The following is a 23,216-nucleotide window of genomic DNA, read 5'->3' as shown; positions in this document are numbered from 1 at the left end:
GTTCCGGCTCACTTGACGGCGCCAGCGGTCAGGCCGGCGATCAGTTGGCGTGAGGCCAGCATGAAGAGGGCGATGAGGGGCAGCGTGGCCACGGCGGCGCCGGCGATGAGGGCGCCCCATTCGGTGTCCACCGGGTTCTGCAGCAGGCGCAGGGCCAGGGGCAGGGTGAAGTGCTCGGGGCTGCGCAGCACGATCAGCGGGCCCACGAAGTTGTTCCAGCTGCCGATGAAGCTGATGAGCCCCAGCGTGCCCAGGGCCGGCTTGAGCAGCGGCAGCACGATGCGCACGAAGAGCCCGAACTCGCCGCAGCCGTCCATGCGTGCGGCCTCGACCAGCTCCCGGGGCACGGCACTGCGCACGTACTGGCGCATCAGGAAGATGCCGAAGGCGTTGGCCGCACCGGGCAGGTACAGGGCGCGCGGTTCGTCGATCCAGCCCAGCAGGTCCATCACCATGAAGCTGGGAATCATGCTCATGAAGCTGGGCAGCAGCATGGTGCCCAGCACCAGCGCGAACAGCGCTCGCTTGAAGCGGAACTCGAACATCGCGAAGGCATAGCCGCCCATGGCGCAGAAGAGCAGGGTCAGCGCCGTGGACATCAGCGCCACGTAGAGGCTCCAGCCCACGCTGCGCCAGAAGGGGATGCGCTCGCCCAGGAGGCGCAGATTGGCCCAGAGGTCGTCGCCGAACCACAGGGGCGGGGGGACGCTGAAGATGTCGGTCCGCGACTGCGTGGCGAAGACGAACATCACGTAGAAGGGCGCCAGCATCAGCAGGGCGCCGCAGCCCACGAGGCCGTAGGCCATCCAGCGCGAGCGCTGCAGGGAAGGACGGCTGCTCATCACGCACGCTCCTTGCCGAAGGCGCGGTGCAGGGCCGCCGTGGCCGCCGCGAGGATCGCGAACAGCAGCCAGGACATGGCCGCAGCCGCGCCGAAGTCGTTGAAGTCGAAGGCCAGGCGGTAGAGGTAGACCGCGCTGCTCATGCCGGCCTGGTCATTGCCGCCCCGGCCGTTGGTCAGCACGAAGGGCTCCTCGAAGAGCTGCAGGCTGCCCACCACCGAGAGCGTGAAGCCGAAGAGCATCATGCTGCGCAGGCCCGGCAGGGTGATGTGCAGGAAGCGCTGCCAGGGGCCGGCGCCGTCCATGGTCGCGGCCTCGTACAGGTCCTTGGGGATGGTCTGCAGCGCGGCGAGGTAGAGCACGGTGTGGAAGCCCACGTAGCGCCAGAACACGACCAGCGCGATGGCGGGGCGCAGGCGGTCCGGGTCGTTGAGCCAGTCGATGGCCTGCGCGGGCAGCAGCAGGCCGAGGCCGGGCACCTGGCGCAGGGCGGCCAGGCCGCTGTTGATCAGGCCGTAGTCCGTCGAGAACAGGGCGCTGAACAGGATGGCGATGGCCACCGTCGAGGTGATGTAGGGCAGGAAGTAGGCGCCCATCAGTGCATTGCGCCAGCGCTGGCCCAGCGCCTGCAGCCCGCAGGCCAGGGGCAGGGCTACCAGGTGCTGCGGCACGGCGCTGGCCACGCCCAGCCACACGGTGTTGCCCAGGGACTTCCAGAACCAGGCGTCCTTGAGCGCGAAGGCGAAGTTGTCGAGGCCCACCCACTCCATGGCCGCGAGGCCGCTGGTGGGCTCCCAGCGGTTCAGCGCCAGCCACAGCGAGAACAGCAGCGGGAAGAGGCCGAAGACGGCGAAGAGCAGCAGGAAGGGCGCGAGGAACAGATAGGGGGCGCCGGCGGGGCGGATGCGCAGTCGCTTCATCGCTGGGCCCTCGTCTGCAGCAGGCGCTCGGCGTCACCCAGGGCGCTGGCGATGTCCTTGCCGCGGGTGAGCACCTTGTCCAGCTCGGTGTTGATGACTTCGTCGGCGAAGGCATCCTGGCGGTGCACGGCCACGGGCGTGATCCGGCGGGCGGCCTCGCGCCACAGATGCCGGGCGCGCTGGCCGCCCAGGAAGGCCACCGGCTCGTCGAAGAAGGGGTCCTCGAAGGTGTCGACCAGGGCGGGGAAGATGTCGTGCGTCTGGAAGGCGTCCAGCAGCAGGGTCTTGTTGAGGGTCAGGTCTTGCATGAAGTCCCAGGCCAGGGCACGGCGGCTCGCGTCCCCCTTGGCCGGCAGGGCGTAGAAGCTGCCGCCATAGGCCGCGAAGGCGCCCTCGGGCAGCTGGGCGGCGCGCCACAGGCCGCGGGTCTTGGGCGCCAGCCAGGAGCCCATGAAGCCCACGAGCCAGGCGCCGATCATCTGGGTCGCGATCAGGCCGCGGCGGAAGCCCTCGGTCCAGTCGCTGGACCAGTTGTAGACCTTGGCGTCCAGCCCCTCGGCGCGCACCTGGCGGGCCAGCTCGAAGGCACGCCGGAAGCGCGGGCCGTTGACCAGCACGCGGTTGTCCTCGCTGAAGTAGAGGCCCTCGCCGGGCTGCACGCCGGTGCGGATGAGGATGTCCTTCATGTCCCGCGCATGGGCCAGCAGATAGGCGCCGGTCTTGCGGCGGATCTCGCGGCCCGCGGCCACATAGCCGGCCCAGCTGCCGTTGAGGTCCTCGGCCTGCAGGCCGGCACGCGCCAGCAGGTCCTGACGGTAGAGCAGGGTGCCGGGGCCGATGTCCGAGGGCAGGGCGACGATCTCGCCGCGGCGGTTGCCGGCCTGGCCCCAGGTGTAGGGCACGAAGCGCTCGCGCAGGCGCTCCGCCTGGCAGGGGGCCTGGCGCAGGTCGAAGAGGCCGCGGCCCTGGGCGAAGCGGCCCACGTACCCCACCTCCAGCGCCATCAGGTCCGGCAGGTGGCTGCCGGTGGACAGCGCGGTGATCATGGCGGCGTGGTGGTCGTTCATCTCGCGGCTGATCACCTCCACCTCCACGCCCGGGTGGCGCGCTGTCCAGGCCGGCACGGCGGCGCGGACGATGGCGTCCAGCTTGGGATAGGCCGCGACGCTCAGTCGCAGCGGGGCCTGGGCCCGTCCGCCCCCGGCCCACAGGCCCAGGGCCAGCCCGAGGCCGGCGCGTCTTTGCGCATCCACGCGTTTTGCATCCACTTTGTCTCTTGTCCTTGTCTTGGGCGCCTGGTGACGCCTGGCGTTCGATGCCGCCTGCGCGCATCGACTATGAAAGCGCTTTCAAACTATAGGGAAGCCGGGTGCCTGTGTCAATGGCGCGGGCCCTCGGTGGCGCCATCACGGAGGGGCTCAGGCCATGGCCTGCTCGGCCCGGGCCTGCGCGGCCGCGCAGAAGCGGCGCACATAGGCCTCGTGCGGCGGCAGGGACTGCACCGTGTGGGCCACCTGCTCGTGGAGGGTGCCCAGGAACTGCCGCAGCTCGGCTTCGCCCATCAGGTCGGCCACCGGGTGCCAGGCCTGGGGCGTGAGGCCCTGGCCCAGCATGACCTGGATCCAGGAGTTCTCGGCGAAAAGCTCGTCGGCAGGGCGGAACACGCGGCCCGTCTGGGCGAAGAGCTCCAGGCGATGGCGCAGGCTGGCCGGCACCGCCATCTCGCGGCAGTGCGTCCACAGCGCCGAACCTGGGCGGGCATTGAGGTGGTAGTGCAGCACGATGAAGTCGCGGATGTGCTCCAGGTCCTTCTGCGACTGGCGGTTGAACTCCTCGATGTCGCAGGCCTGGATGCCGCCGGCCGGGAACATCTGCAGCAGGCGGATGGCGGCACGCTGGATCAGGTGGATGCTGGTGGACTCCAGCGGCTCGATGAAGCCACTGGACAGGCCCACGGCGATGCAGTTCTTCTCCCAGCTGCGCAGGCGCTGCCCGGGCGTGAAGCGCAGCAGGCGGGGCTGGATGAGCAGCTCGCCCTCCACGTGGCGGCGCAGCATGTCGGGCGCGTCGGCATCGGCCAGCAGGCGGCTGCTGTAGACCAGGCCGTTGCCCACGCGGTGCTGCAGGGGGATGCGCCACTGCCAGCCGAAGTCATGGGCGATGGAGCGGGTGTAGGGCGGGGCCTCGCCCACCGCGGCGGTCTGCACGGCCACGGCGCGGTCGCAGGGCAGCCAGTGGGTCCAGTCCTCGTAGGCCACGCCCAGGGTCTCGCCCAGCAGCAGGGAGCGGAAGCCGGTGCAGTCGATGAAGAGCTCGCCCTCGACGAGGCTGCCGTCCTGCATGCGCAGCGCGCTCAGCGCCCCGTCCGGTCCCTCGGCCAGCACGGCAGCGATCTTGCCTTCGAGGCGCTGCACGCCGTGCCTCTCGGCGATCGCGCGCAGGAAGCGGGCGTAGCGCGAGGCGTCCAGGTGGTAGGCGTAGTTCAGGCCGTTGCGCGGCAGGTGGGCGAAGCGCTGGGCCTCCGCGGCGCGCAGCTCCAGGCAGTACTCGCCATAGGGCCGGGCCAGGCCCTGCGCCCGGCCCTTGAGCCAGAAGTGCTGGAAGCCGGCGCTCCAGTGGTCCTGGCCCGTGCGGCCGAAGGCGTGGATGTAGGACTCACCCGGCGTCTTCCAGCCCTCGAACTGGATGCCCAGCTTGAAGGTGGCCTGGGTGGCGGCCATGAACTCGGCCTCGTTGATGCCCAGCAGCTCGTGGTACGCATGCAGGGCGGGGATGGTGGCCTCGCCCACGCCCACGGTGCCGATCTCCTCAGACTCCACCAGGCGGATCTGCAGCTGCTTCCCGAGCAGCTTGCCCATCAGTGCCGCGACCATCCAGCCGGCGGTGCCGCCTCCGGCGATGACGACGCGGCGGACGGCTTGCGTGGTGTGGAAGGGTGTCATGGCTGGCCTCTCGGGAAAGGGGGGCTCATCGGTTGAGCTTGTTGAGCAGCAGGGCGCGCAGGCGCCGGTGGGCGGTCTCGTCCATCGGGCCGAGCAGGCCGCGCGCGTCGGGCGGCAGGTGGGCGGCGGTGTGCTCGCCGGCCTCGAAGACGTAGTGGTCGAACAGCGCGCGCCAGGCCGCGCGTTCGGCGGGCGGCAGTTCTCGCACGGTGGCCAGGGCCAGCCACAGCGCGTTCATGGGCGAGTCCTGCCAGGCGGGCGTGCGGCGCCACCAGTAGTTGATCAGGCCGCTGAAGGGGTCCAGGGCCTGGACCTGGTGCCACCACTGGCTGGGGATGTAGATCGCGTCGCCCGCCTCGAGGGTCACCGCTTGCGCACGGGCCTGCGCGGCGGCGTAGCGCGGGAAGCGCTGCAGGTCCGGCGCGGCGGCGTCGACCAGGCTGATGGGCTGGCCGGCCGGCGTGAGGTCCAGCGGGCCGATGTAGAGATCGCCCACGGCGTCCGGCGGATGGAGCGTGAAGCGGCGCCGGCCACTGACGCAGCAGGCGATGTTGGCGGGCCAGTCCTGGTGGGACGGCACGGTGACGCGGTTGCCCAGCCACAGGCTCACCAGGGGCGGCTCCGCTGCCTCGAAGGCGAGCGGGTGCGCGTCCAGCAGGCCGGGCAGGCAGGCGTCCACGGTGGTGGATCCCATGTAGACGGTGGGCGGCGCCGGGTCGTCCAGGCAGGCCATCAGCTGGTCCAGCACGGTGCCGAAGGGCAGCAGGGCGCGCTGGAAGTTGAAGCCCTTGAAGTCCGGCGTGTAGGCGATGCGGCCGCCGGTCTCTGGTGCCATCTGGTAGACGCCCACGGTGGCGTCGCGCCAGTGGCCGCGCAGCAGCTCGGCGGCCTCGCGCGGGCTGCGGCGCGCGGCCTGCACCAGGGGCCAGTGCGAGACCAGGCCGCGCAGCACGCAGGGCGCGTCGCCGTCCGGGCCGCTGCCCGTCAGCGAGGGCGGCACCTGGCCGGGCGTGCAGGGCAGCTCGCGCATCGCCGGCATCTCGGGGCCCTCAGGACAGGTGCTGCTCGCGCCGCATCAGCTCGCCAAAGCGCGACAGCGAAGCCACGGCCATGGCCAGCGGCAGCCAGTAGCCGCGCTCGTGCAGATCGGCCACCACGGTGCCGGGCAGCGCGTCCAGGCGCTCCTCGTGGATGACGTGGAAGCCGCCAATGCGCCGGGTGCCGCCGCCTGCCACGGGCAGGTCCAGGGCCATGGGCTCCAGCAGCTCCAGGCGCAGCAGGGTGGCGATGAAGGCCGGCAGGGTCTGCAGCCCCTCATGCAGGGCCTGCAGCACGCTGATGCGCTGCTCCAGCAGCGGCGAGAGGCCGCCCTGGGGCAGGAAGAGGGGATCGCCCGTGCTGTCGCTCAGGCGGGGGCTGTCCAGGTCGATGTGGACCACCCATTGCGTGGCGTCCCGGCCCACCATCAGCGGCTGGCGCGCCAGGGCCCAGGGCAGATGGGGCGCGTCCCAGCCCTGCGGGCCGAGGAAGCGATTGCCCGCGCCGCTGAGGCTCATCAGCGCCACCGGCTGGAAGGGCAGCTCGCCCGTGCAGGCCTGGAAGACGATGGGGAAGCAGGCCTGCAGCAGGCGGAATTCCGCCGGCACGGTGGGCACCACCGGCAGGTCGTCGCCAAAGGCGCGGGAGGGCGCGGGGTCCAGGCGCAGGGCCTGGTGGCTGATGTTGTCGAGCAGGGCGGGGCGCATGGGCGTTCCAGGGCGGGCGTGGGCCGATGGTAGGGAGACAGGGATCCCGCCGGGGAGGGCAGGATCCCTGATCAGGCGGCGCTCAGAAGGTGTAGCGCGCGCCCACCATGAAGCGGCGGCCGGTCTGCGTGACCGACTGCACCTCCAGCCGGGTGCGGCCATGCGTGCGGATCACGCCGTCGTTGAGGTTGATCGCCTCGAACTGGAAGCTCAGGTGAGGGCTGTACTTGTAGCCGATGCTGAGATCCCACTGGCCGTAGGGCTCGGTGTAGGACGGGCCGGAGCCGCCGTTCACCGCCGCATTGGTGCTGTTGAGGAACTCGCCGCGCCAGTTGTAGGCCATGCGCACGCTGTAGCGGTCGTCCTCGTAGAAGCCCACCAGGTTGGCGGAGTTGCTGAGGCCCACCAGCGCGTTCTGATCCTGCAGGTCGTCGTCCTTGAACTTCAGGCCCGAGCGCACGTAGGTGTAGTTGGCGGCCAGCCCGAAGCCGCTGCGGCCGAAGGCGTGCTGGACGTTGAGCTCCAGGCCGTTGATGTGGTCGCTGCGCTGGTTGGTGGGCACGCTGATGTTGAACACCGCCATCGGGTCGCCCGACTGACCGGCGATGGTGCCCAGGGCGTTGCCCGAGCCGTCCACGCCGGTCTTCACGATGCCATTGCGGCCGTTGTAGGTGTTCAGCAGGTAGTTGCGCACGCAGGTGAGGTCCGCCCCGCCGCAAGAAGCAGCCGCCTCCTTGAACAGCGCGCCGTTGATGGGCGAGGTCAGGCTGAAGGGCGTCATCGGGACCACGCTGGTGCCGATGTAGTTGCTGATGTTCTTGCGGAAGATGCCGACCGCGGCGTAGCTGCTCTTGGCGTAGTAGTACTCGGCGGAGAAGTCGAAGTTCTTGGACAGCAGCGGCTTCAGGCCCGGATTGCCCTGGTTGCCGGTGCCGCCACCGGCGCGGTACTCGGTGAGCGTCTGCCCGCCCTGGATCTTGTCCCAGCCCGGGCGGCCGATGGACTCGCCGAAGCTGGCGCGCACCTTCCACTGGCTGCTCAGCTCGGCTTCCCAGTCGATGCTGGGCAGCAGGTAGCTGTACTTGCCGGAGAGGCTGGTGAAGCCCGGCGCGCCCTTGAGGATGGCGAACTCGTTGGCCGAGACCCACTGGATGCCCGTGGCGATGGGCACCAGGGCCTGCGAGTCAACCTTGGTGCGCTCGTAGCGCAGGCCCAGGGCGGCGCTCATGGGCACGCCCCAGTCGAAGTCGGCGCTGTACTGGACGAAGGCGCTGGTGCTGCGCTCCTGCGTGCGGCGGTCGTCGTCGAAGTTGTCGGTGGCCTTGAACCACTTGTCGCTGCCGTCGGCCTTCACCGCGGCGTCGCGCACGGCGTTGAAGTCCCAGACGAAGAAGTTGTTGACCATGGCCGAGCGGTCCGCCGAGTCCATGGCGCGGCTGAAGTACTGCTGGATGGTGTCGGCCTGCCAGAGGGTGTCGGCGTAGTCGCTGGGCTTGTTGTGGCCGCCCCAGTCGTTCTGCTGCACGTTGGCGAAGGCGGTGCGGTTGTTCACCTTGGTCAGGCCCACGCCGAAGTCCAGGTTGGACGCGTCCGACAGCGTGTACTTGCCCTTGATCTGCGCCTGGTCGATGGCATTGCGCATGTAGGCATTGCGGAAGGACGAGCCGGTGACCTGCATGAGGCTGGCGCTGTCCGCCGGATTGCCGGAGAGGCCGATGCCCAGCACCGGGAACTTGCCCGAGAAGTCCACGCGGTCGCTGGCGCGGTTCTGCATGGACACGCCCAGGGCGTTGTTGGTGCCGTAGGGGCTGTCGGCGCCGGCGGTGGCCACGGAGTGGTGGGCGTCGAGCTCCAGCTTCAGGCGCTCCGAGGCGCGCCAGGCGGCGTTGAAGCCGGTGGAGTCGTTCTTGTTCCTGGTGCCGTAGTAGGCGCCGCCCATGGCCACGTCGGCCGGGCCGTTGGTGTAGAGCTCCGAGAAGATCAGGGGCGAGGCGATGGGGCCATCCGCCCAGGTGGTCTTGTCGTAGGCGAAGTTGAACCAGGCCGAGAGCTCGCTGCGCTTGGTGTGGATCTTGTTCTCGGAGTAGGTCTTGTCCAGCGTCAGCGTCAGGTCCTTCATCGGGCGGTACTGCAGCACCAGCTGCCCGTTGGTGCGCGTGCGCTCGATGCCGTTCATGCTGTACATGAGGTTCTGGGGCACCTCGTACAGATCCGTCGGCTTGGGCCGGTTGGTGATCTTGCTGCCGCCGGGCTCGTTGGGCAGGGGCAGGGCCGTCCAGTCATTGGCATTGGCCAGGTTGCCGGGCTTGCTGTACCAGCCATTGGGCACGCCGGCCTGGTTGTAGCCGGAGTTGCGCTTCTGCAGGCTGCCGCTGAGGGCGATGCCGAAGGTGCCGTCGGCAAAGACCTGGCTGTAGATGCCCGAGAGCTCCGGCGTGGTCTGCGAGCCGGCGATCACGCCGGGCAGGCGCTTGTTGGAGTCGTCGCTGACGAGCTTCGCGCCGAAGCTGGCCACGGTCTTGGGGTTGTCCAGCGGCCGGGCGGTCTTGATGTTGATGGTGGCGCCGATGCCGCCGGTGGGATTCTCCGAGCGGCCGGTCTTGTAGACCTCCAGCGCCGCCACGCCTTCGGAGGCGAGGTTGGCGAAGTCGAAGGAGCGGGCGTTGGAGGCGGTGGTGTCGGCCAGGTTGGCGGCCGGCATCTGGCGGCCGTTGAGCAGGACCAGATTGAAGTCGGGGCCCACGCCACGCACCGTCACCCGCGAGCCCTCGCCGTTGGCGCGGTCGATGGACACGCCGGCGATGCGCTGCATGGACTCGGCCAGGTTGGTGTCCGGGAACTTGCCGATGTCCTCGGCCACGATGCCGTCCACCACGCCCTGCGCCTTGCGCTTGAGGTCCAGGGAGCTGTCCAGGCTCTTGCGGATGCCGGTGATCACGACGGTGTCCAGCTGCGCCCCCTCGTCCTTCTTGGCAGGCTCGGCCGTCTGGGCCTGCAGGGTCGGGGCGATGAGAACGGCGCAGGCGGCGGCCAGCCGGCTCAAGGGCACGAGGTGGCGGCGGCGCGGGTTGCGGGTCATGGGTCTGTCTCCTGGTGGTTTTGGTGTGGCAACAGGGGCGCTTCGAACCCTGCTGCATTGAAAGCGCTTTCAAATAGTAGCGCCAGCCACCAAGCGGTGTGACCTAGGCATCACCCTAATACGAACGTGCTGCCCTGCAGCAAAGCAACAGCGGCCCGGGAAGGCCTGCTGTGGCGGACTGAAACCGATTTCTGGCGGCGCCTTCAGCGCCCGGCGCTGCGGGCCAGGGCGGCCACAGAGTCGCGCTCCACGAGGCGGGGCTCGGGCAGTTTCAGCGTGGGCTTGCCGCCGGCCAGCATCTCCAGCAGGGCCTGGGCGGTGAGCCGACCCAGCTCCAGGCTGGCCTGGTGCACCGTGGTGAGGGGCGGGGTCATGTGCGTGGCCAGGGCCAGGTCGTCGAAGCCCACCAGGGAGATGTCCTGCGGCACGCGCAGGCCGGCCTTGTGCAGGGCCACGGCGGCGCCCATGGCCATCTGGTCATTGGCGGCAAAGAGGGCGGTGAAGCGCTGCGGGCTGGCCAGCAGGCGCTCGGCCGCCTGGCGGCCGCCTTCCTCCAGGTAGTTGCCGCATTCCACCAGGGCCGGGCGGAAGGGGATGCCAGCGGCCTCCAGCGCGGCCTGGTAGCCGGCCAGGCGCTCGCGGGCGTCGGAGTGGCTCTGGTCACCGCCGATGTGGGCGATGTCCCGGTGGCCCCGCGCAATCAGGTGCTGGGTGGCCAGGCGCGCACCCTCGCGGTGGTCGTAGTCCATGGCGTAGACATTGGGCGCCTTGATGCTGCGCCCCGTCACCACAGTGGGCACCTGCTTGGCCAGCTGGCGCAGCGCAGCGTCGCCCACCCGGCCGTTGAGGATGATCATGCCGTCCACGCGGCGGCCCATCAGGGTGTCGATGCAGCGCTGCTCCACCTCCACGTCCCAGTGGCCGCTGACGAAGAGGGCGCTGTAGTGCGCCTCGCTGAGCGTCTCCTCGATGCCGCGCATGGCGACGCCGAAGAAGGGGCTGTCGATGAACTGGGTGATCACCCCGATGCTCATCGTGCGCCCGCCCGCCAGGCCGCGCGCGATCGGGTTGGGCACGAAGCCCAGCTCGGCGATGGCGCGGTCCACCGCCGCCTTCTTCTCCGCGCTCACCACCGCCGTGCCGTTGAGGATGCGGGACACGGTGCTGGGCGACACGCCGCTGGCCTCGGCCACCATGCCGAGCGTGACGGGGCCGGCCTTGCGGGCCGAGGGCGGAGCGGGGGTACGAGCCATGGGCGGAGCGCTATGAAAGCGTTTGCGTGAAGGTTTGCGCGAGTGTAAGGGCAGCGTTCGGCGTGCGCGCCAGGCCCCGCGCGCCTCGTGGCGGGCACTGCGGGAAAGTCCTCAAACCGGGGGTGCGCAGTTCATCCAGCACTTTTAGTGCGATCTGCAAGTCCTTATTTTTGAAGGACTTTTTTTCTGCGCCGCGCCACTGAAATCAACTGTAAGTGATTGATTTCATTGAACTTTTTTCCGATTTTCCTTGACCTGGGGAAAGTCGGTTAGTAAAGTGGGAGAAATTGTCAGATTGTGGGTCGCTGTGGCGAATTACGTGTTTCAAGGGGCGAGTGCCTTGGCGATGGACGCCAAGGGGCGCTTGACCGTCCCTACACGCCACCGCGAGCTGCTGCAGGGCCTGTGCAATGGCCAGCTGACCATCACCAAGCACCCCGAGGGCTGCCTGATGGTCTTCCCCCGCCCGGCCTGGGAAACCTTCCGCGATCGCATTGCCGCGCTGCCCATGTCGGCGGCCGGCTGGAAGCGTGTCTTCCTGGGCAATGCCCAGGACGTCGAGATCGACAGCGCCGCCCGCGTGCTGATCGCCCCTGAACTCCGTGCCAGCGCCAGCCTCCAGAAGGACGTGATGCTGCTGGGCATGGGCAGCCACTTCGAGCTCTGGGACGCCGCGGCCTATGCCGCGCATGAGGCCCAGGTCATGCAATCCGAGCTGCCGGATGCGCTCAAGGACTTCAGCTTCTGATCATGAGCGCCACGCCTACCGTCACCCCCGAGCCCTTCAAGCACACGACCGTCCTGCTGAACGAGACGGTCGAGGGCGTGCTGCACCAGCCGGACGGCATTTATGTGGACGGCACCTTCGGCCGCGGCGGGCATTCGCGCCTGCTGCTGAGCCGGCTGGGGCCGCAGGGCAGGCTCATTGCCATCGACCGGGACCCCGAGGCCATCGCGGCCGCCACTTCAGGCGAGACGCGGGTCGAGGACCCGCGTTTTTGCATCTGCCACGCGCCCTTCGCGCAGATGGCGGCCGAGCTGGAGCGCATCGGCGTGCACGCCATCGACGGCCTGATGCTGGACCTGGGCGTCTCCAGCCCCCAGATCGACAACCCCGAGCGCGGTTTCAGCTTCCGTTTCGACGGCCCGCTGGACATGCGCATGGACACGACCCGCGGCGAAAGTGCCGCGGATTTCCTGGCCCGTGCCGACGAGCGCCAGATTGCTGAGGTGATACGCGACTATGGCGAAGAACGGTTTGCTCTCCCGATTGCAAAGGCGCTTGTTGCTCGCCGGGAAGGCGGGAGCCCTGTTCGAACAACCGCCGAGCTTTCCAAAGTCGTGGCTGGTGCGGTCAAAACCCGCGAACCGGGCCAGGACCCTGCAACGCGCACATTTCAGGCTCTACGGATACTCGTCAACGCCGAGCTTGAGGAGCTCGAGCAGGGTCTGAACTCGGCCCTGCGCCTGCTGCGTCCGGGCGGCCGCCTGGCGGTGATCAGCTTCCACTCGCTGGAAGACCGCATCGTCAAGAACTTCATCGCCCAGCACAGCAAGGACGTGGTCGACCGCCGCGCCATGTTCGCCGCGCCCAAGCCCCTGGTGCTGAAGGCCCTGGGCCGCATCAAGCCCAGCGAGGCCGAGGTGAAGGCCAACCCGCGCTCGCGCTCCGCCATCCTGCGCGTGGCCGAGCGCACGGATGCGCCGCTGGTCGAGGCGCCCGCCGCCCCGCCCAGGCCGGCCAAGCGCAAGGGAGGCCGCTGATGTGGTCTCGCATCACGCTGGTGTTGTTGGCTGCGGTGATGATTTCGGGCTACTACCTGGTGCGCAGCAGCTATGAGGCGCGCCGTCTCTTCACCGAGGTCGACCGTGCCCAGAACGAGGGCCGCAAGCTGGAGGCCGACCACCAGCGCCTGCTGGCCGAGCGCCATGCGCAGGCCACGAACCTGCGCGTCGAGCAGGTCGCCCGCGAGCGCCTGAAGATGCGCGCCGTCTCGCCGGCCATCACCCAGACCGTCGAGCTGAGCGGCCGGCCCGCCGCCGCCGCCGCCGGAGGCCAGCCATGAGCGCCAAGCGCCCGGCGGGCAATGCCCTGAGCCCGCGCGGCGTCAACTACGCCACCAGCCCGCTGCTGGCCGCCAAGACGCCGCCCTGGCGCTCGCGCTTCCTCGTCGCGCTGGTGGGCCTGGCCTTCGCCGGCCTGCTGGGGCGCGCCGTCTACGTGCAGCTGATCGCCCAGGACTTCTTCCAGCGCCAGGGCGAGGCCCGCTACGCCCATACCCTGGAGCTGCCCGCCAGCCGCGGCCAGATCAAGGACCGCAGCGGCCAGGTGCTGGCCTCCAGCGTGGCCGTGCCCTCCATCTGGGCTTTCCCCAAGGACGTCGACACCGACCCCGACAAGCGCCGCGAGCTGGCCCGCATCCTCAAGGTCAGCCCGCAGGAACTCGACAAGCGCCTGGACCCGTCCAACCGCTTCGTCTTCCTGCGCCGCCAGGCCGACGACGACACCGCCGCCAAGATCAAGGCCCTGAACCTCAAGGGCGTCTTCCAGGACCGCGAGTACAAGCGCCAGTACCCGGAAGGCGAGTCCGCCGCACACATCGTGGGCTTCACCAACCTGGAAGAGCGGGGCCAGGAAGGCATCGAGCTGGCCTTCCAGAAGGAGCTGCAGGGCCGTGACGGCAGCCGCGCCGTGGTCAAGGACCGCCTGGGCCGCGTGGTCGAGGACATGGGCGAGCGCGTGCCGGCCAGCAATGGCCGCGACATCCAGCTCTCCATCGACGCCAAGGTGCAGTTCTTCGCCTACCAGCGCATCCGCGACGCCGTGGCCGAGCACCGCGCCAAGGCCGGCTCGGTGGTGGTGCTGGACGTGCAGACCGGCGAGGTCCTGGCCCTGGCCAACTGGCCGAGCTACAACCCCGGCGACCGCCAGAACCTGCTGGGCGAGCAGCTGCGCAACCGCGCGCTGACCGATGTCTTCGAGCCCGGCTCGACGATGAAGCCCTTCACCATCGGCCTGGCCCTGGAGACCGGCCGCGTGCGCCCGGACACCGTCATCAACACCGCCCGCGGCGCCGTGATGATCGCCGGCTGGTCGCCCACGGACGTCCACCCCTATGGCGACCTCACCGTCGCGCAGGTGATCCAGAAGTCCAGCAACGTCGGCACGGCCAAGATCGCCATGCAGATGCCCGCGCGAGAAATGCACGAGATGTTCACCGCCATCGGCCTGGGCCAGCGTCCGCAGCTGGAGTTCCCCGGCGCGATGACCGGCAAGCTGCGGCCCTACAAGAGCTGGCGGCCCATCGAGCAGGCCACCATGAGCTATGGCTACGGCCTCTCGGCCTCGCTGTTCCAGCTGGCCCGCGCCTACACCACCTTCGCCCGTGACGGCGAGGTGATCCCCGTCACCATCATGAAGCGCGCCAGCAGTGAGCCCGTCAGCGGCCTGCGCGTCTTCAAGCCCGAGGTCGCCCAGCAGGTGCGCGCCATGCTGCAGACGGCCGCCGCGCCGGGCGGCACGGCGCCGGCGGCCATGGTCCCGGGCTACAGCATCGGCGGCAAGTCCGGCACCGCGCACAAGCAGGAAGGCAAGGGCTATGCCGGCCACAAGTACCGCTCGTGGTTCGTGGGCATCGCGCCCATCAGCAAGCCGCGCATCGTGGTCGCGGTGATGGTGGACGAGCCTAGCAACGGCGTCTACTTCGGCGGCGCCGTGGCCGCCCCGGTCTTCAGCCAGGTCGTGGCCCAGACCCTGCGCCTGATGGGCGTGGCGCCGGACCTGGATGTCAAAACACAGATCGTCGCGAGCCAGAAGCTCGAGGCGGTGGAAGAGAGCTTCTGAGCCATGCTGACCCGTCTCAAATCCCCCGAAGCTGCCGCCCGCTGGCTCCAGGAATGGACCACGGGCGCCCTGCGTACCGACAGCCGCCTGGTCCAGCCCGGTGATGCCTTCATCGCCTGGCCCGGCTATGCGCGCGACGGCCGCAACTACGTGGCCGCCGCCCTGGCCGCGGGCGCCGCAACCTGCCTGGTGGAGGACGAGGGCGTGGACGCCTTCGGCTTCGTGGACGCCCGCGTGGCCTCGCTGCCCGGCCTCAAGAGCCGCACCGGCGCCATCGCCGCCCAGTACTACGGCCAGCCCAGCCAGACCCTGCCGGTGATCGCCACCACCGGCACCAACGGCAAGACCTCCACCGCCTGGTGGACCGCGCAAGCCCTGACCCTGCTGGGCCAGCGCTGCGGCGTGGTCGGCACCCTGGGCGTGGGCGTGCCGCCCATTCCCGGCACCGCGCAGGCCGCGGCCATCGAGTACACCGGCCTGACAACACCTGACCCCGTGATGCTGCAGCAGGCCTTCGCCCGCCTGCGCGACGAGGGCTTCGGCGCCTGCGCCATCGAGGCCTCGTCCATCGGCATCAAGGAACACCGCCTGGACGGCACGCAGGTCCGCGTGGCCCTGTTCACCAACTTCACGCAGGATCACCTGGACTACCACGGCAGCATGGCTGCCTACTGGGAGGCCAAGCGCGAGCTCTTCGGCTGGAGCGGGCTGCAGGCGGCGGTGATCAACGTCGACGATGCGCAGGGCGCCGCGCTGGCCGCCGAGCTGCAGCAGCAGGGCACGCTGGAGCTCTGGACCTACGGCCTGAACCGCAGCGACGTGCGCCTCTCGGCCCATGCGCTGCACTACCGCGCGGGCGGCCTGGCCTTCACGCTGAAGGAGCAGGGCGCGGCGGACCAGCTCATCGAGACCGGCCTGATCGGCGAGTACAACGTGGCCAATCTGCTGGCCGTGATCGGTGGCCTGCGCGCCCTGGGTCACACGCTGGAGGCCCTCGTGCCGGTGGCTGGCCTCGTGACGCCGGTGCCCGGCCGCATGCAGCGCGTGGGCAATGGGCGCGAGCTGCCGCAGCTGGTGGTCGACTACGCCCACACGCCGGATGCCCTGGAGAAGGCGCTGGCCGCGCTGGCGCCGCTGGCCGAGGCCCGTGGTGGCAAGCTGGTGTGCGTCTTCGGCTGCGGCGGTGACCGCGACCGGACCAAGCGCCCGCAGATGGGCGCCATCGCCGCCCGCCTGGCCGGCCAGGTTGTGGTGACCAGCGACAACCCCCGCACCGAGGACCCCGCCCGGATCCTGGCCGACATCGTCGCCGGCCTGCCCGCGGGCGCCCCGCATGCCGCCGTGGTGGACCGCCGCGTGGCCATCCGCGAGGCCGTGCTGGGCGCCTCGCCGGCCGACGTGGTCCTGGTGGCCGGCAAGGGCCATGAGGACTACCAGGAAATCCAGGGCCAGCGCCATCCCTTCTCCGACGTGGAGGAGGCCCGCGCCGCCCTGATCGAGAGGGCCGGCCTGTGAGCGCTGCCTGCCTCATGACCCTGGCCCAGGCCCACGCCCTGCTGCAGCCCCTGCTGCCGCAGGCCCGGCTGGTGGGCGAGGGCGCGACCCCGCTGCAGCGCGTGCACAGCGACACCCGCAGCCTGCAGCCCGGCGATCTCTTCGTGGCCCTGCGCGGCGAGCGCTTCGACGCGAATGACTTCCTCGCCCAGGCCCGCGAGGCCGGCGCCGCCGCGGCCCTGGCCGAACGCGGCCTGGAGGCCGCCGGCCTGCCCGGCATCGAGGTGCCGGACGCCAAGGCGGCGCTGGGCCTGCTGGCCCAGGCCTGGCGCGCCCGCCTGCAGCTGCCCGTGATCGCTGTGACCGGCAGCAATGGCAAGACCACGGTCACGCAGATGATCGCCAGCATCCTCACGGCCTGGCTGGGCGAGGATGCGCTGGCCACGCAAGGCAATCTGAACAACGAGATCGGCGTGCCCCTGACCGTGCTGCGCCTGCGCCAGGACGAGGCCCGCTGGCACCGCGCCGCCGTGATCGAGCTGGGCATGAACCACCCCGGCGAGATCGCCCCGCTGGCCGCCATGGCCCAGCCCACCGTGGCCCTGGTCAACAACGCCCAGCGCGAGCACCAGGAGTTCATGGGCACCGTGGAGGCCGTGGCGCGAGAGAACGGCGAGGTGATCCGCGCTTTGGCCGCCACCGGCGTGGCCGTGTTCCCGGCCGAGGACGCCTGCGCGCCCGTCTGGCACGAGCTGGCCGGCGCACGCGCGCAGCTGAGCTTCGCGCTGCAGGGCGCGGCCGACGTGACGGGCCGCGCGCAATGGGTGGACGCCGGCCACTGGGCCCTGGAGCTGCACACGCCGGCGGGCGATGCCCCCGTCGTGCTGTCGGTCGCCGGCCTGCACAACGTGCGCAACGCCCTGGCCGCCAGCGCCTGCTGCCTGGCCGCGGGCGTGCCGCTGGCCTCCGTCGTGCAGGGCCTGGAGGCCTTCCGCCCGGTCAAGGGCCGCTCGGCGCTCCGCCGCGTCCAGTGGGCGGGGCAAGTCCTGACCCTGATCGACGACAGCTACAACGCCAACCCGGACAGCGTGCGGGCGGGCATCGAGGTCCTGGCCGACCTGCCCGGCGAGAGCTGGCTGGTGCTGGGGGACATGGGCGAGGTCGGTGACCAGGGCCCGGAATTCCACCGTGAGGTGGGGGCCTACGCGGCTCAGCGGGGCCTGGCCGCGCTGTGGTGCGCGGGGCCGGCGGCGGCCCATGCGGCCGCGGCCTATGAGGCGTCAGGAGGCACGGCATGCCGTGCCTTCGTGACGGTGGACGAGCTCATCGCGGCGCTGGGCGCCGCACCGGAAGTCAAGAACGTGCTCGTCAAGGGATCGAGATTCATGCGCATGGAACGGGTGGTGGCGGCCTTGGCCGGCACGCAGGACCAAGGGGGCGCTCATGCTGCTTAGTCTGGCGCAATGGCTGGCCGGGATGTTCCCCGAGTGGGGTTTCCTGCGCCTCTTCAACTACATCACCTTCCGCGCGGTGATGTCGGCCATGACGGCCCTGCTGATCGGCCTGGCCTTCGGCCCCTGGGTGATCCGCCGCCTGACCGAGATGAAGATCGGCCAGCCCATCCGCGAATACGGGGTGCAGCAGCACCTGGCCAAGAGCGGCACGCCCACCATGGGCGGGGTGCTGATCCTGATCGGCATCGGCATCTCCACGCTGCTGTGGTTCGACTGGTCCAACCGCTTCGTGTGGGTGGTGATGCTGGTGACCATGGGCTTCGGTGCCATCGGCTGGGTCGATGACTGGCGCAAGGTGGTCTACAAGGACCCCGAGGGCATGAAGAGCCGCGAGAAATTCTTCTGGCAGTCCCTGATCGGCCTGATCGCCGCGCTGTACCTGGCCTTCTCGGTGTCCGAGACCAGCTTCCTGGGCGTGGTCCAGCTCTTCTTCCGCTGGATCTCCAGCGGCTTCTCGACCGAGCTGCCGCCGCGGGCCGACCTGATGGTGCCCTTCTTCAAGACGGTGAGCTACCCGCTGGGCGTGTTCGGCTTCATCGGCCTGTCCTACTTTGTCATCGTGGGCACCAGCAATGCGGTGAACTTCACCGACGGCCTGGACGGCCTGGCCATCATGCCCGTGGTGCTGGTGGGCTCGGCCCTGGGCATCTTCGCCTACCTGACCGGCTCCTCGGTCTACGCCAAGTACCTGCTGCTGCCCTACATCCCCGGCGCTGGCGAGCTGCTGATCTTCTGCGGTGCGCTGGCGGGGGCAGGTCTTGCCTTCCTGTGGTTCAACACCCACCCGGCCCAGGTCTTCATGGGTGACGTCGGTGCGCTGGCCCTGGGTGGCGGCCTGGGCACGCTGGCCGTGATCACGCGCCAGGAAATCGTGCTGGGCATCATGGGCGGCGTCTTCGTGGCCGAGGTGCTCTCGGTGATGCTGCAGGTGACCTGGTTCAAGTACACCAAGAAGAAGTTTGGCGAGGGCAAGCGCATCTTCAAGATGGCGCCGCTGCACCACCACTTCGAGAAGTCGGGCTGGAAGGAGACGCAGGTCGTCGTGCGCTTCTGGATCATCACCATGCTGCTGTGCCTGATCGGCCTGTCCAGCCTGAAGCTCAGATAAGCCCATGCGACACCTCAAGGACCTGAGCCTGCTGATCCTGGGTCTGGGAGACTCCGGGCTGGCCATGGCCGCCTGGGGCGCGAAGCATGGCGCGGCGCGCATCCAGGTCTGGGACTCGCGCGAGCAGCCGCCGCAGCTGGCAGCCCTGCGCGAGCAGCTGCCCAAGGCCGAGTTCTTCCATGGCGAGCTGCCGGAGTCGGCGCTGAACGGCGTGCACCTCGTGCTGAAGAGCCCGGGGCTGTCGCCACTGGACGGCCGCTTGGTGCCGCTGCTGGCGCTGGCCAAGGCCACGGGCATCCCGGTGCAGGGCGAGCTGGACCTCTTCGCCCGCGCCCTGGCCGACCTGAAGGCCGAGCGCCGCTACGAGCCCGCCGTGCTGGCCATCACTGGCACCAATGGCAAGACCACCACCACCTGCATGACGGCCCTGCTGGCTGAGCGCGCGGGCAAGCGTGTGGCCGTGGCCGGCAACATCGGCCCCAGCATGCTGGGCCTGCTGGGCGCGGCGATGGACCTGGAGCCGGCGCCGGCCGCCGTCGAGGCGCCGGCCGATGCCGCTGATGACGACACGCTGCCGCTGGAAGCCGCCATCGAGTGGCCGGCCGAGGCCCCCGAGGCCGAGGCGCTGCCGGTGGCAGAGGAGGGCGAGGGCGAGGAGGTGCTGGACGCCCGAGGCGTGGCTGAGTCCGCCGAGTCTGGCGTCGATGAAGACGCCGTGCCGGCTGTCGAAGCCACGGCCGCAGAGACCGCCAGCGCCGACGCCACCGCAACCCTGCCCGCCGACGAACCCACGACCCTCGAGGCCGTCGCCGCCCTGCTGGACGAGCAGCCCCTGCCCATCAAGCCGCCCCCGCCGAAGCCGCCGGTCTTCGAGCACCTGCCCGAGGTCTGGGTGCTGGAGCTGTCCAGCTTCCAGCTCGACACCGTGGTGGGCTTCGAACCCACCGCCGCCGCCGTGCTGAACCTGACCCAGGACCACCTGGACTGGCATGGCGACATGGCCGCCTACGGCCGCGCCAAGGCCCGCATCTTCGGCCAGCAGGCGCTGATGGTGATCAACCGCGACGACCCCGAGGTCGAGGCCATGGTGCCCGCGCCGGTGCCGGTCAAGCAGGGCCGCGGACGGCCGACGAAGCTGGTCTCGCGCGAGGTCGTGCGCTTCGGCCTCAATGCCCCGACGAACCCTGGCGACTACGGCCTGGTGGTGGAGGGCGGCATGGCCTGGCTGGTCCGCGCCCGCGAATCCGACGACACCGTGAAGCGTCGCAAGGATGAGCCGGAAGAAATCCTGCTGCAACGCCTGATGCCCGCCGACGCCCTGCGCGTGCGCGGCCGCCACAACGCTGCCAATGCCCTGGCCGCCCTGGCCCTGGCCTCGGCTGCGGGCTGCGCGCTGGCGCCCATGCTGCACGGCCTGCGCGAGTACCGCGGCGAGCCGCATCGCGTCGCCTACGTGGCCACGGTGCGCGGCGTGGACTTCTATGACGATTCGAAGGGCACCAATGTCGGCGCCACCGTGGCCGCCATCAAGGGCCTGGGCGCCGACCGCGCGCCCGCGAAGCTGGTGATGATCCTGGGTGGCGACGGCAAGGGGCAGGACTTCTCGCCCCTGCGCGAGGGCCTGGCCCAGCATGCCCGCGCCATCGCCCTGATCGGCCGCGACGCGCCCGAGCTGGCCGCCACGCTGGACGGCCTGGACCTGCCCATGCAGACCCACGACAGCCTGGAAGCCGCCACCCGCTGGTGCCTCGAACAGGCCCAGTCCGGGGACAGCGTGCTGCTGAGCCCCGCCTGCGCCTCGCTGGACATGTTCCGCAACTACGCCCACCGCGCCGAGGTCTTCGTGGCCACGGTCGAGGTCCTGGCGAATGAGGAGGGCCTGGCCTGATGGCTGCCGACGCGCTCCTGAACCTGGGCGAGAAGCTCCGCGGTCTCTTCGCACGAGGTGCACGAAGCGGCCGCGAGGGCAGCACGGCCGACGCCGTGCCGGTGCGGGACTGGGTGTCCACCTCGGCGGGCCAGCCCACGCGCCTGCAGGGCTTCGACATCACGCTGCTGTGGGTGGTGATCGCCATGATGGCCCTGGGCCTGCTGATGGTCTATTCGGCCTCCATCGCGATGCCGGACAACCCCAAGTTCGCCAAGTACCTGCCCACGCACTTCCTCACGCGCCACATTGTGGCCATCGGCCTGGGCCTGCTGGCCGGGCTGATCACGGTGCAGCTGCCGGTGAGCACCTGGGAGAAGGTGGCGCCCTGGCTCTTCGTGGCGGCCCTGGTGCTGCTGGTGGCAGTGCTGATCCCGCATGTGGGCAAGGGCGTCAACGGTGCGCGGCGCTGGCTGCCCCTGGGGGTGATGAACTTCCAGCCCTCGGAGCTGGCCAAGCTGGGCATCGCGATGTACGCGGCCAGCTACATGGTCCGCAAGATGGACGTGAAGGAGAACTTCTTCCAGGCCGTCTGGCCCATGGCTGTCTCGCTGGCCGTGGTCGGCGTGCTGCTGCTGGCCGAGCCGGACATGGGCGCCTTCATGGTGATCGCGGCCATCGCCATGGGCATCCTGTTCCTGGGCGGCGTCAACGGGCGCATGTTCTTCCTGATCGTGGCGGTGCTGATCGGCGCCTTCGTGCTGATGATCACCTTCAGCGAGTTCCGCCGCGAGCGCATCTTCGCCTACCTCAATCCCTGGGACGAGAAGTACGCCCAGGGCAAGGCCTACCAGCTGACGCACTCGCTGATCGCCTTCGGCCGCGGCGAGTTCTTCGGCCAGGGCCTGGGCGGCAGCCTGGAGAAGCTGCACTACCTGCCCGAGGCCCACACCGACTTCCTGCTGGCCGTGATCGGCGAGGAGCTGGGCTTCGTGGGCGTGGCCATCGTGATCTTCGGCTTCTTCTGGCTGACCCGCCGCATCTTCCACATCGGCCGCCAGGCCATCGCGCTGGACCGCGTCTTCGCGGGGCTTTACGCGCAGGGCATCGGCATCTGGATGGGCGCGCAGTCCTTCATCAACATGGGCGTGAACCTGGGCGCGCTGCCGACCAAGGGCCTGACCCTGCCACTGCTGAGCTTCGGCGGCTCGGCCATTCTCATGAACTGCGTGGCGCTGGCGATCGTGCTTCGCATTGACATCGAGAACCGGCAGCTCATGCGAGGAGGGCGGGCATGAGCACCGCACGGCCGCCCGTAGGGGCTCATTCCCGCCTGGCGGGACAGCACGCAGTGCGAAGGGTGCCCCAAGTCATCACCGCACGGCCGCCCGTAGGGGCTCATTCCCGCCTGGCGGGACAGCACGCAGTGCGAAGGGTGCCCCAAGTCATCACCGCACGGCCGCCCGTAGGGGCTCATTCCCGCCTTGCGGGACAGCACGCAGTGCGAAGGGTGCCCCAATGAGCACCCGCCACCTCGTCATCATGGCGGCCGGTACCGGCGGCCACATCATCCCGGGCCTGGCCGTGGCCGAGGAGATGAAGCGCCGCGGCTGGAGCGTCAGCTGGATCGGCACCGAGACGGGCATGGAGAACCGCCTGGTGCCCCCCACCGGCATCCCCCTGGACCGCCTGGCCTTCGCCGGCCTGCGCGGCAAAGGCCTGAAGCACGCCTTCACCGGTCTCTTCACGCTGGTGAAGGCCTTCGTGCAGTCGCGCATGGTCTACGTCACCCGCGACGCCGACGCCGTGCTGGGCATGGGCGGCTACGTCTGCGTGCCCGGCGGCTTCATGGCCTGGCTCATGCGCAAGCCGCTGGTGCTGGTCAATGCCGATGCCGCGCCGCTGATGTCCAACCGCCTGCTCAAGCCCTTCGCGCGGCGCATCGCCTTCGGCTTCGAGGGCGAGGCCGCGAAGGAACTGGGCGACAAGGCCCTCGTCAGCGGCAATCCGGTGCGCGCGGCCATCGAGGCCCTGCCCGCGCCGGCCGAGCGCTATGCCGGCCGCAGCGGCCCGCTGCGCCTGCTGGTGGTGGGCGGCTCGCTGGGTGCCAAGGCCCTCAATGATGTGCTGCCCCAGGCCCTCGCCCGCCTGCCCGCCGATCAGCGCCCGCTGGTCGTGCACCAGACCGGCCAGGGCCAGCAGGCTCAGGTGCAGGCGGCGTACAAGGCCGCGGGGGTGGACGCCGACGTGCGCCCCTTCATCGACGACATGGCCCAGGAGCTGGCAGCCTGCGACCTCATCCTGTGCCGCGCCGGCGCAGTGACGGTCAGCGAGCTGTGCGCGGCCGGCGTGCCGTCCATCCTCGTGCCCCTGGTCGTCAAGACCACCTCGCACCAGCGTGACAACGCCGCCTACATGGCCGACAAGAACGCCGCCCTGCACCTGCCCCAGGGCGAGCTGACGCCCGAGCGCCTGCAGCAGCTGCTGGCCACCCTGAGCCGCGAGCGCCTGCTGCAGCTCGCCACGAATGCCCGGGCCCTGGCCCGGCCCCAAGCGGCCTCGCGTGTGGCCGATGAAATCGAGAGGCTGGCCCAGGCCTGAGACTCCC

General features: G+C 70.0%; 18 protein-coding genes. 10 read left to right on the top strand and 8 right to left on the bottom strand.

The window, feature by feature from the left end:
• Positions 1–8 precede the first annotated feature (8 nt).
• From O9Y01_RS03440 to O9Y01_RS03405, 8 genes are all read right to left on the bottom strand, one after another.
• Positions 9–842, bottom strand: a complete 834-nt coding sequence (locus O9Y01_RS03440) for a carbohydrate ABC transporter permease (RefSeq protein WP_269630082.1) — start codon at positions 840–842, stop codon at positions 9–11.
• The gene (locus O9Y01_RS03435; RefSeq protein ID WP_269630081.1) at positions 842–1,762 is read right to left on the bottom strand and encodes a carbohydrate ABC transporter permease; all 921 of its coding nucleotides are present in this window, start codon (positions 1,760–1,762) and stop codon (positions 842–844) included. The genes O9Y01_RS03440 and O9Y01_RS03435 overlap by 1 nt, the downstream gene beginning before the upstream one ends.
• A complete protein-coding gene (locus O9Y01_RS03430; RefSeq protein WP_269630080.1) occupies positions 1,759–3,015 on the bottom strand; it encodes an ABC transporter substrate-binding protein in 1,257 nt (418 codons plus the stop codon). Before O9Y01_RS03430 ends, O9Y01_RS03435 begins: the two co-directional genes overlap by 4 nt.
• Positions 3,016–3,180: 165 nt before the next feature.
• Entirely contained in the window at positions 3,181–4,704 is a 1,524-nt protein-coding gene (locus tag O9Y01_RS03425; RefSeq protein ID WP_269630079.1) for a tryptophan halogenase family protein, read from the bottom strand.
• A 25-nt stretch (positions 4,705–4,729) separates the two neighbouring features.
• On the bottom strand, positions 4,730–5,734 hold the full coding sequence (locus O9Y01_RS03420) for a cupin-like domain-containing protein (RefSeq protein ID WP_269630078.1): 1,005 nt from the start codon (positions 5,732–5,734) through the stop codon (positions 4,730–4,732).
• 19 nt (positions 5,735–5,753) lie between these two features.
• Positions 5,754–6,449, bottom strand: a complete 696-nt coding sequence (locus O9Y01_RS03415) for a SapC family protein (protein WP_269630077.1) — start codon at positions 6,447–6,449, stop codon at positions 5,754–5,756.
• Between the two features lie 82 nt (positions 6,450–6,531).
• Positions 6,532–9,528 carry a TonB-dependent receptor gene (locus O9Y01_RS03410; RefSeq protein ID WP_269630076.1) on the bottom strand — a complete coding sequence of 999 codons (2,997 nt, stop codon included), beginning with the start codon at positions 9,526–9,528 and terminating at the stop codon, positions 6,532–6,534.
• 203 nt (positions 9,529–9,731) lie between these two features.
• The gene (locus O9Y01_RS03405) at positions 9,732–10,781 is read right to left on the bottom strand and encodes a LacI family DNA-binding transcriptional regulator (protein WP_269630075.1); all 1,050 of its coding nucleotides are present in this window, start codon (positions 10,779–10,781) and stop codon (positions 9,732–9,734) included.
• A 319-nt stretch (positions 10,782–11,100) separates the two neighbouring features.
• On the opposite strand from O9Y01_RS03405, the gene mraZ reads away from it, so the two are divergent.
• The 10 genes from mraZ (at position 11,101) to murG (ending at position 23,209) form a co-directional block, all read left to right on the top strand.
• Entirely contained in the window at positions 11,101–11,529 is a 429-nt protein-coding gene (mraZ, locus tag O9Y01_RS03400) for a division/cell wall cluster transcriptional repressor MraZ (RefSeq protein ID WP_183104855.1), read from the top strand.
• 2 nt (positions 11,530–11,531) lie between these two features.
• Positions 11,532–12,545 (top strand): 16S rRNA (cytosine(1402)-N(4))-methyltransferase RsmH, encoded by a 1,014-nt coding sequence (gene rsmH, locus O9Y01_RS03395; RefSeq protein ID WP_269630074.1) that lies wholly within the window; start codon positions 11,532–11,534, stop codon positions 12,543–12,545.
• Entirely contained in the window at positions 12,545–12,847 is a 303-nt protein-coding gene (gene ftsL / locus O9Y01_RS03390) for a cell division protein FtsL (RefSeq protein WP_269630073.1), read from the top strand. The genes rsmH and ftsL overlap by 1 nt, the downstream gene beginning before the upstream one ends.
• Positions 12,844–14,625, top strand: a complete 1,782-nt coding sequence (locus O9Y01_RS03385) for a peptidoglycan D,D-transpeptidase FtsI family protein (protein WP_269630072.1) — start codon at positions 12,844–12,846, stop codon at positions 14,623–14,625. The genes ftsL and O9Y01_RS03385 overlap by 4 nt, the downstream gene beginning before the upstream one ends.
• A gap of 3 nt (positions 14,626–14,628) precedes the next feature.
• Positions 14,629–16,140 (top strand): UDP-N-acetylmuramoyl-L-alanyl-D-glutamate--2,6-diaminopimelate ligase, encoded by a 1,512-nt coding sequence (locus tag O9Y01_RS03380; RefSeq protein WP_269630071.1) that lies wholly within the window; start codon positions 14,629–14,631, stop codon positions 16,138–16,140.
• A gap of 14 nt (positions 16,141–16,154) precedes the next feature.
• Positions 16,155–17,573 (top strand): UDP-N-acetylmuramoyl-tripeptide--D-alanyl-D-alanine ligase, encoded by a 1,419-nt coding sequence (locus O9Y01_RS03375; RefSeq protein WP_269630538.1) that lies wholly within the window; start codon positions 16,155–16,157, stop codon positions 17,571–17,573.
• On the top strand, positions 17,563–18,741 hold the full coding sequence (gene mraY, locus O9Y01_RS03370; RefSeq protein ID WP_269630070.1) for a phospho-N-acetylmuramoyl-pentapeptide-transferase: 1,179 nt from the start codon (positions 17,563–17,565) through the stop codon (positions 18,739–18,741). Before O9Y01_RS03375 ends, mraY begins: the two co-directional genes overlap by 11 nt.
• Before the next feature lie 4 nt (positions 18,742–18,745).
• Positions 18,746–20,629 carry a UDP-N-acetylmuramoyl-L-alanine--D-glutamate ligase gene (gene murD / locus O9Y01_RS03365; protein ID WP_269630069.1) on the top strand — a complete coding sequence of 628 codons (1,884 nt, stop codon included), beginning with the start codon at positions 18,746–18,748 and terminating at the stop codon, positions 20,627–20,629.
• On the top strand, positions 20,629–21,906 hold the full coding sequence (gene ftsW, locus O9Y01_RS03360; protein WP_269630068.1) for a putative lipid II flippase FtsW: 1,278 nt from the start codon (positions 20,629–20,631) through the stop codon (positions 21,904–21,906). Before murD ends, ftsW begins: the two co-directional genes overlap by 1 nt.
• A 220-nt stretch (positions 21,907–22,126) precedes the next feature.
• A complete protein-coding gene (gene murG / locus O9Y01_RS03355) occupies positions 22,127–23,209 on the top strand; it encodes an undecaprenyldiphospho-muramoylpentapeptide beta-N-acetylglucosaminyltransferase (RefSeq protein ID WP_269630067.1) in 1,083 nt (360 codons plus the stop codon).
• Positions 23,210–23,216 lie beyond the last annotated feature (7 nt).

The organism is Pelomonas sp. BJYL3 (genome assembly GCF_027257975.1).
GTDB lineage: Bacteria > Pseudomonadota > Gammaproteobacteria > Burkholderiales > Burkholderiaceae_C > Roseateles_B > Roseateles_B flavus.
The sequence above is the reverse complement of the archived record's forward strand: the minus strand, read 5'-3'. Positions and strand labels throughout refer to the sequence as shown.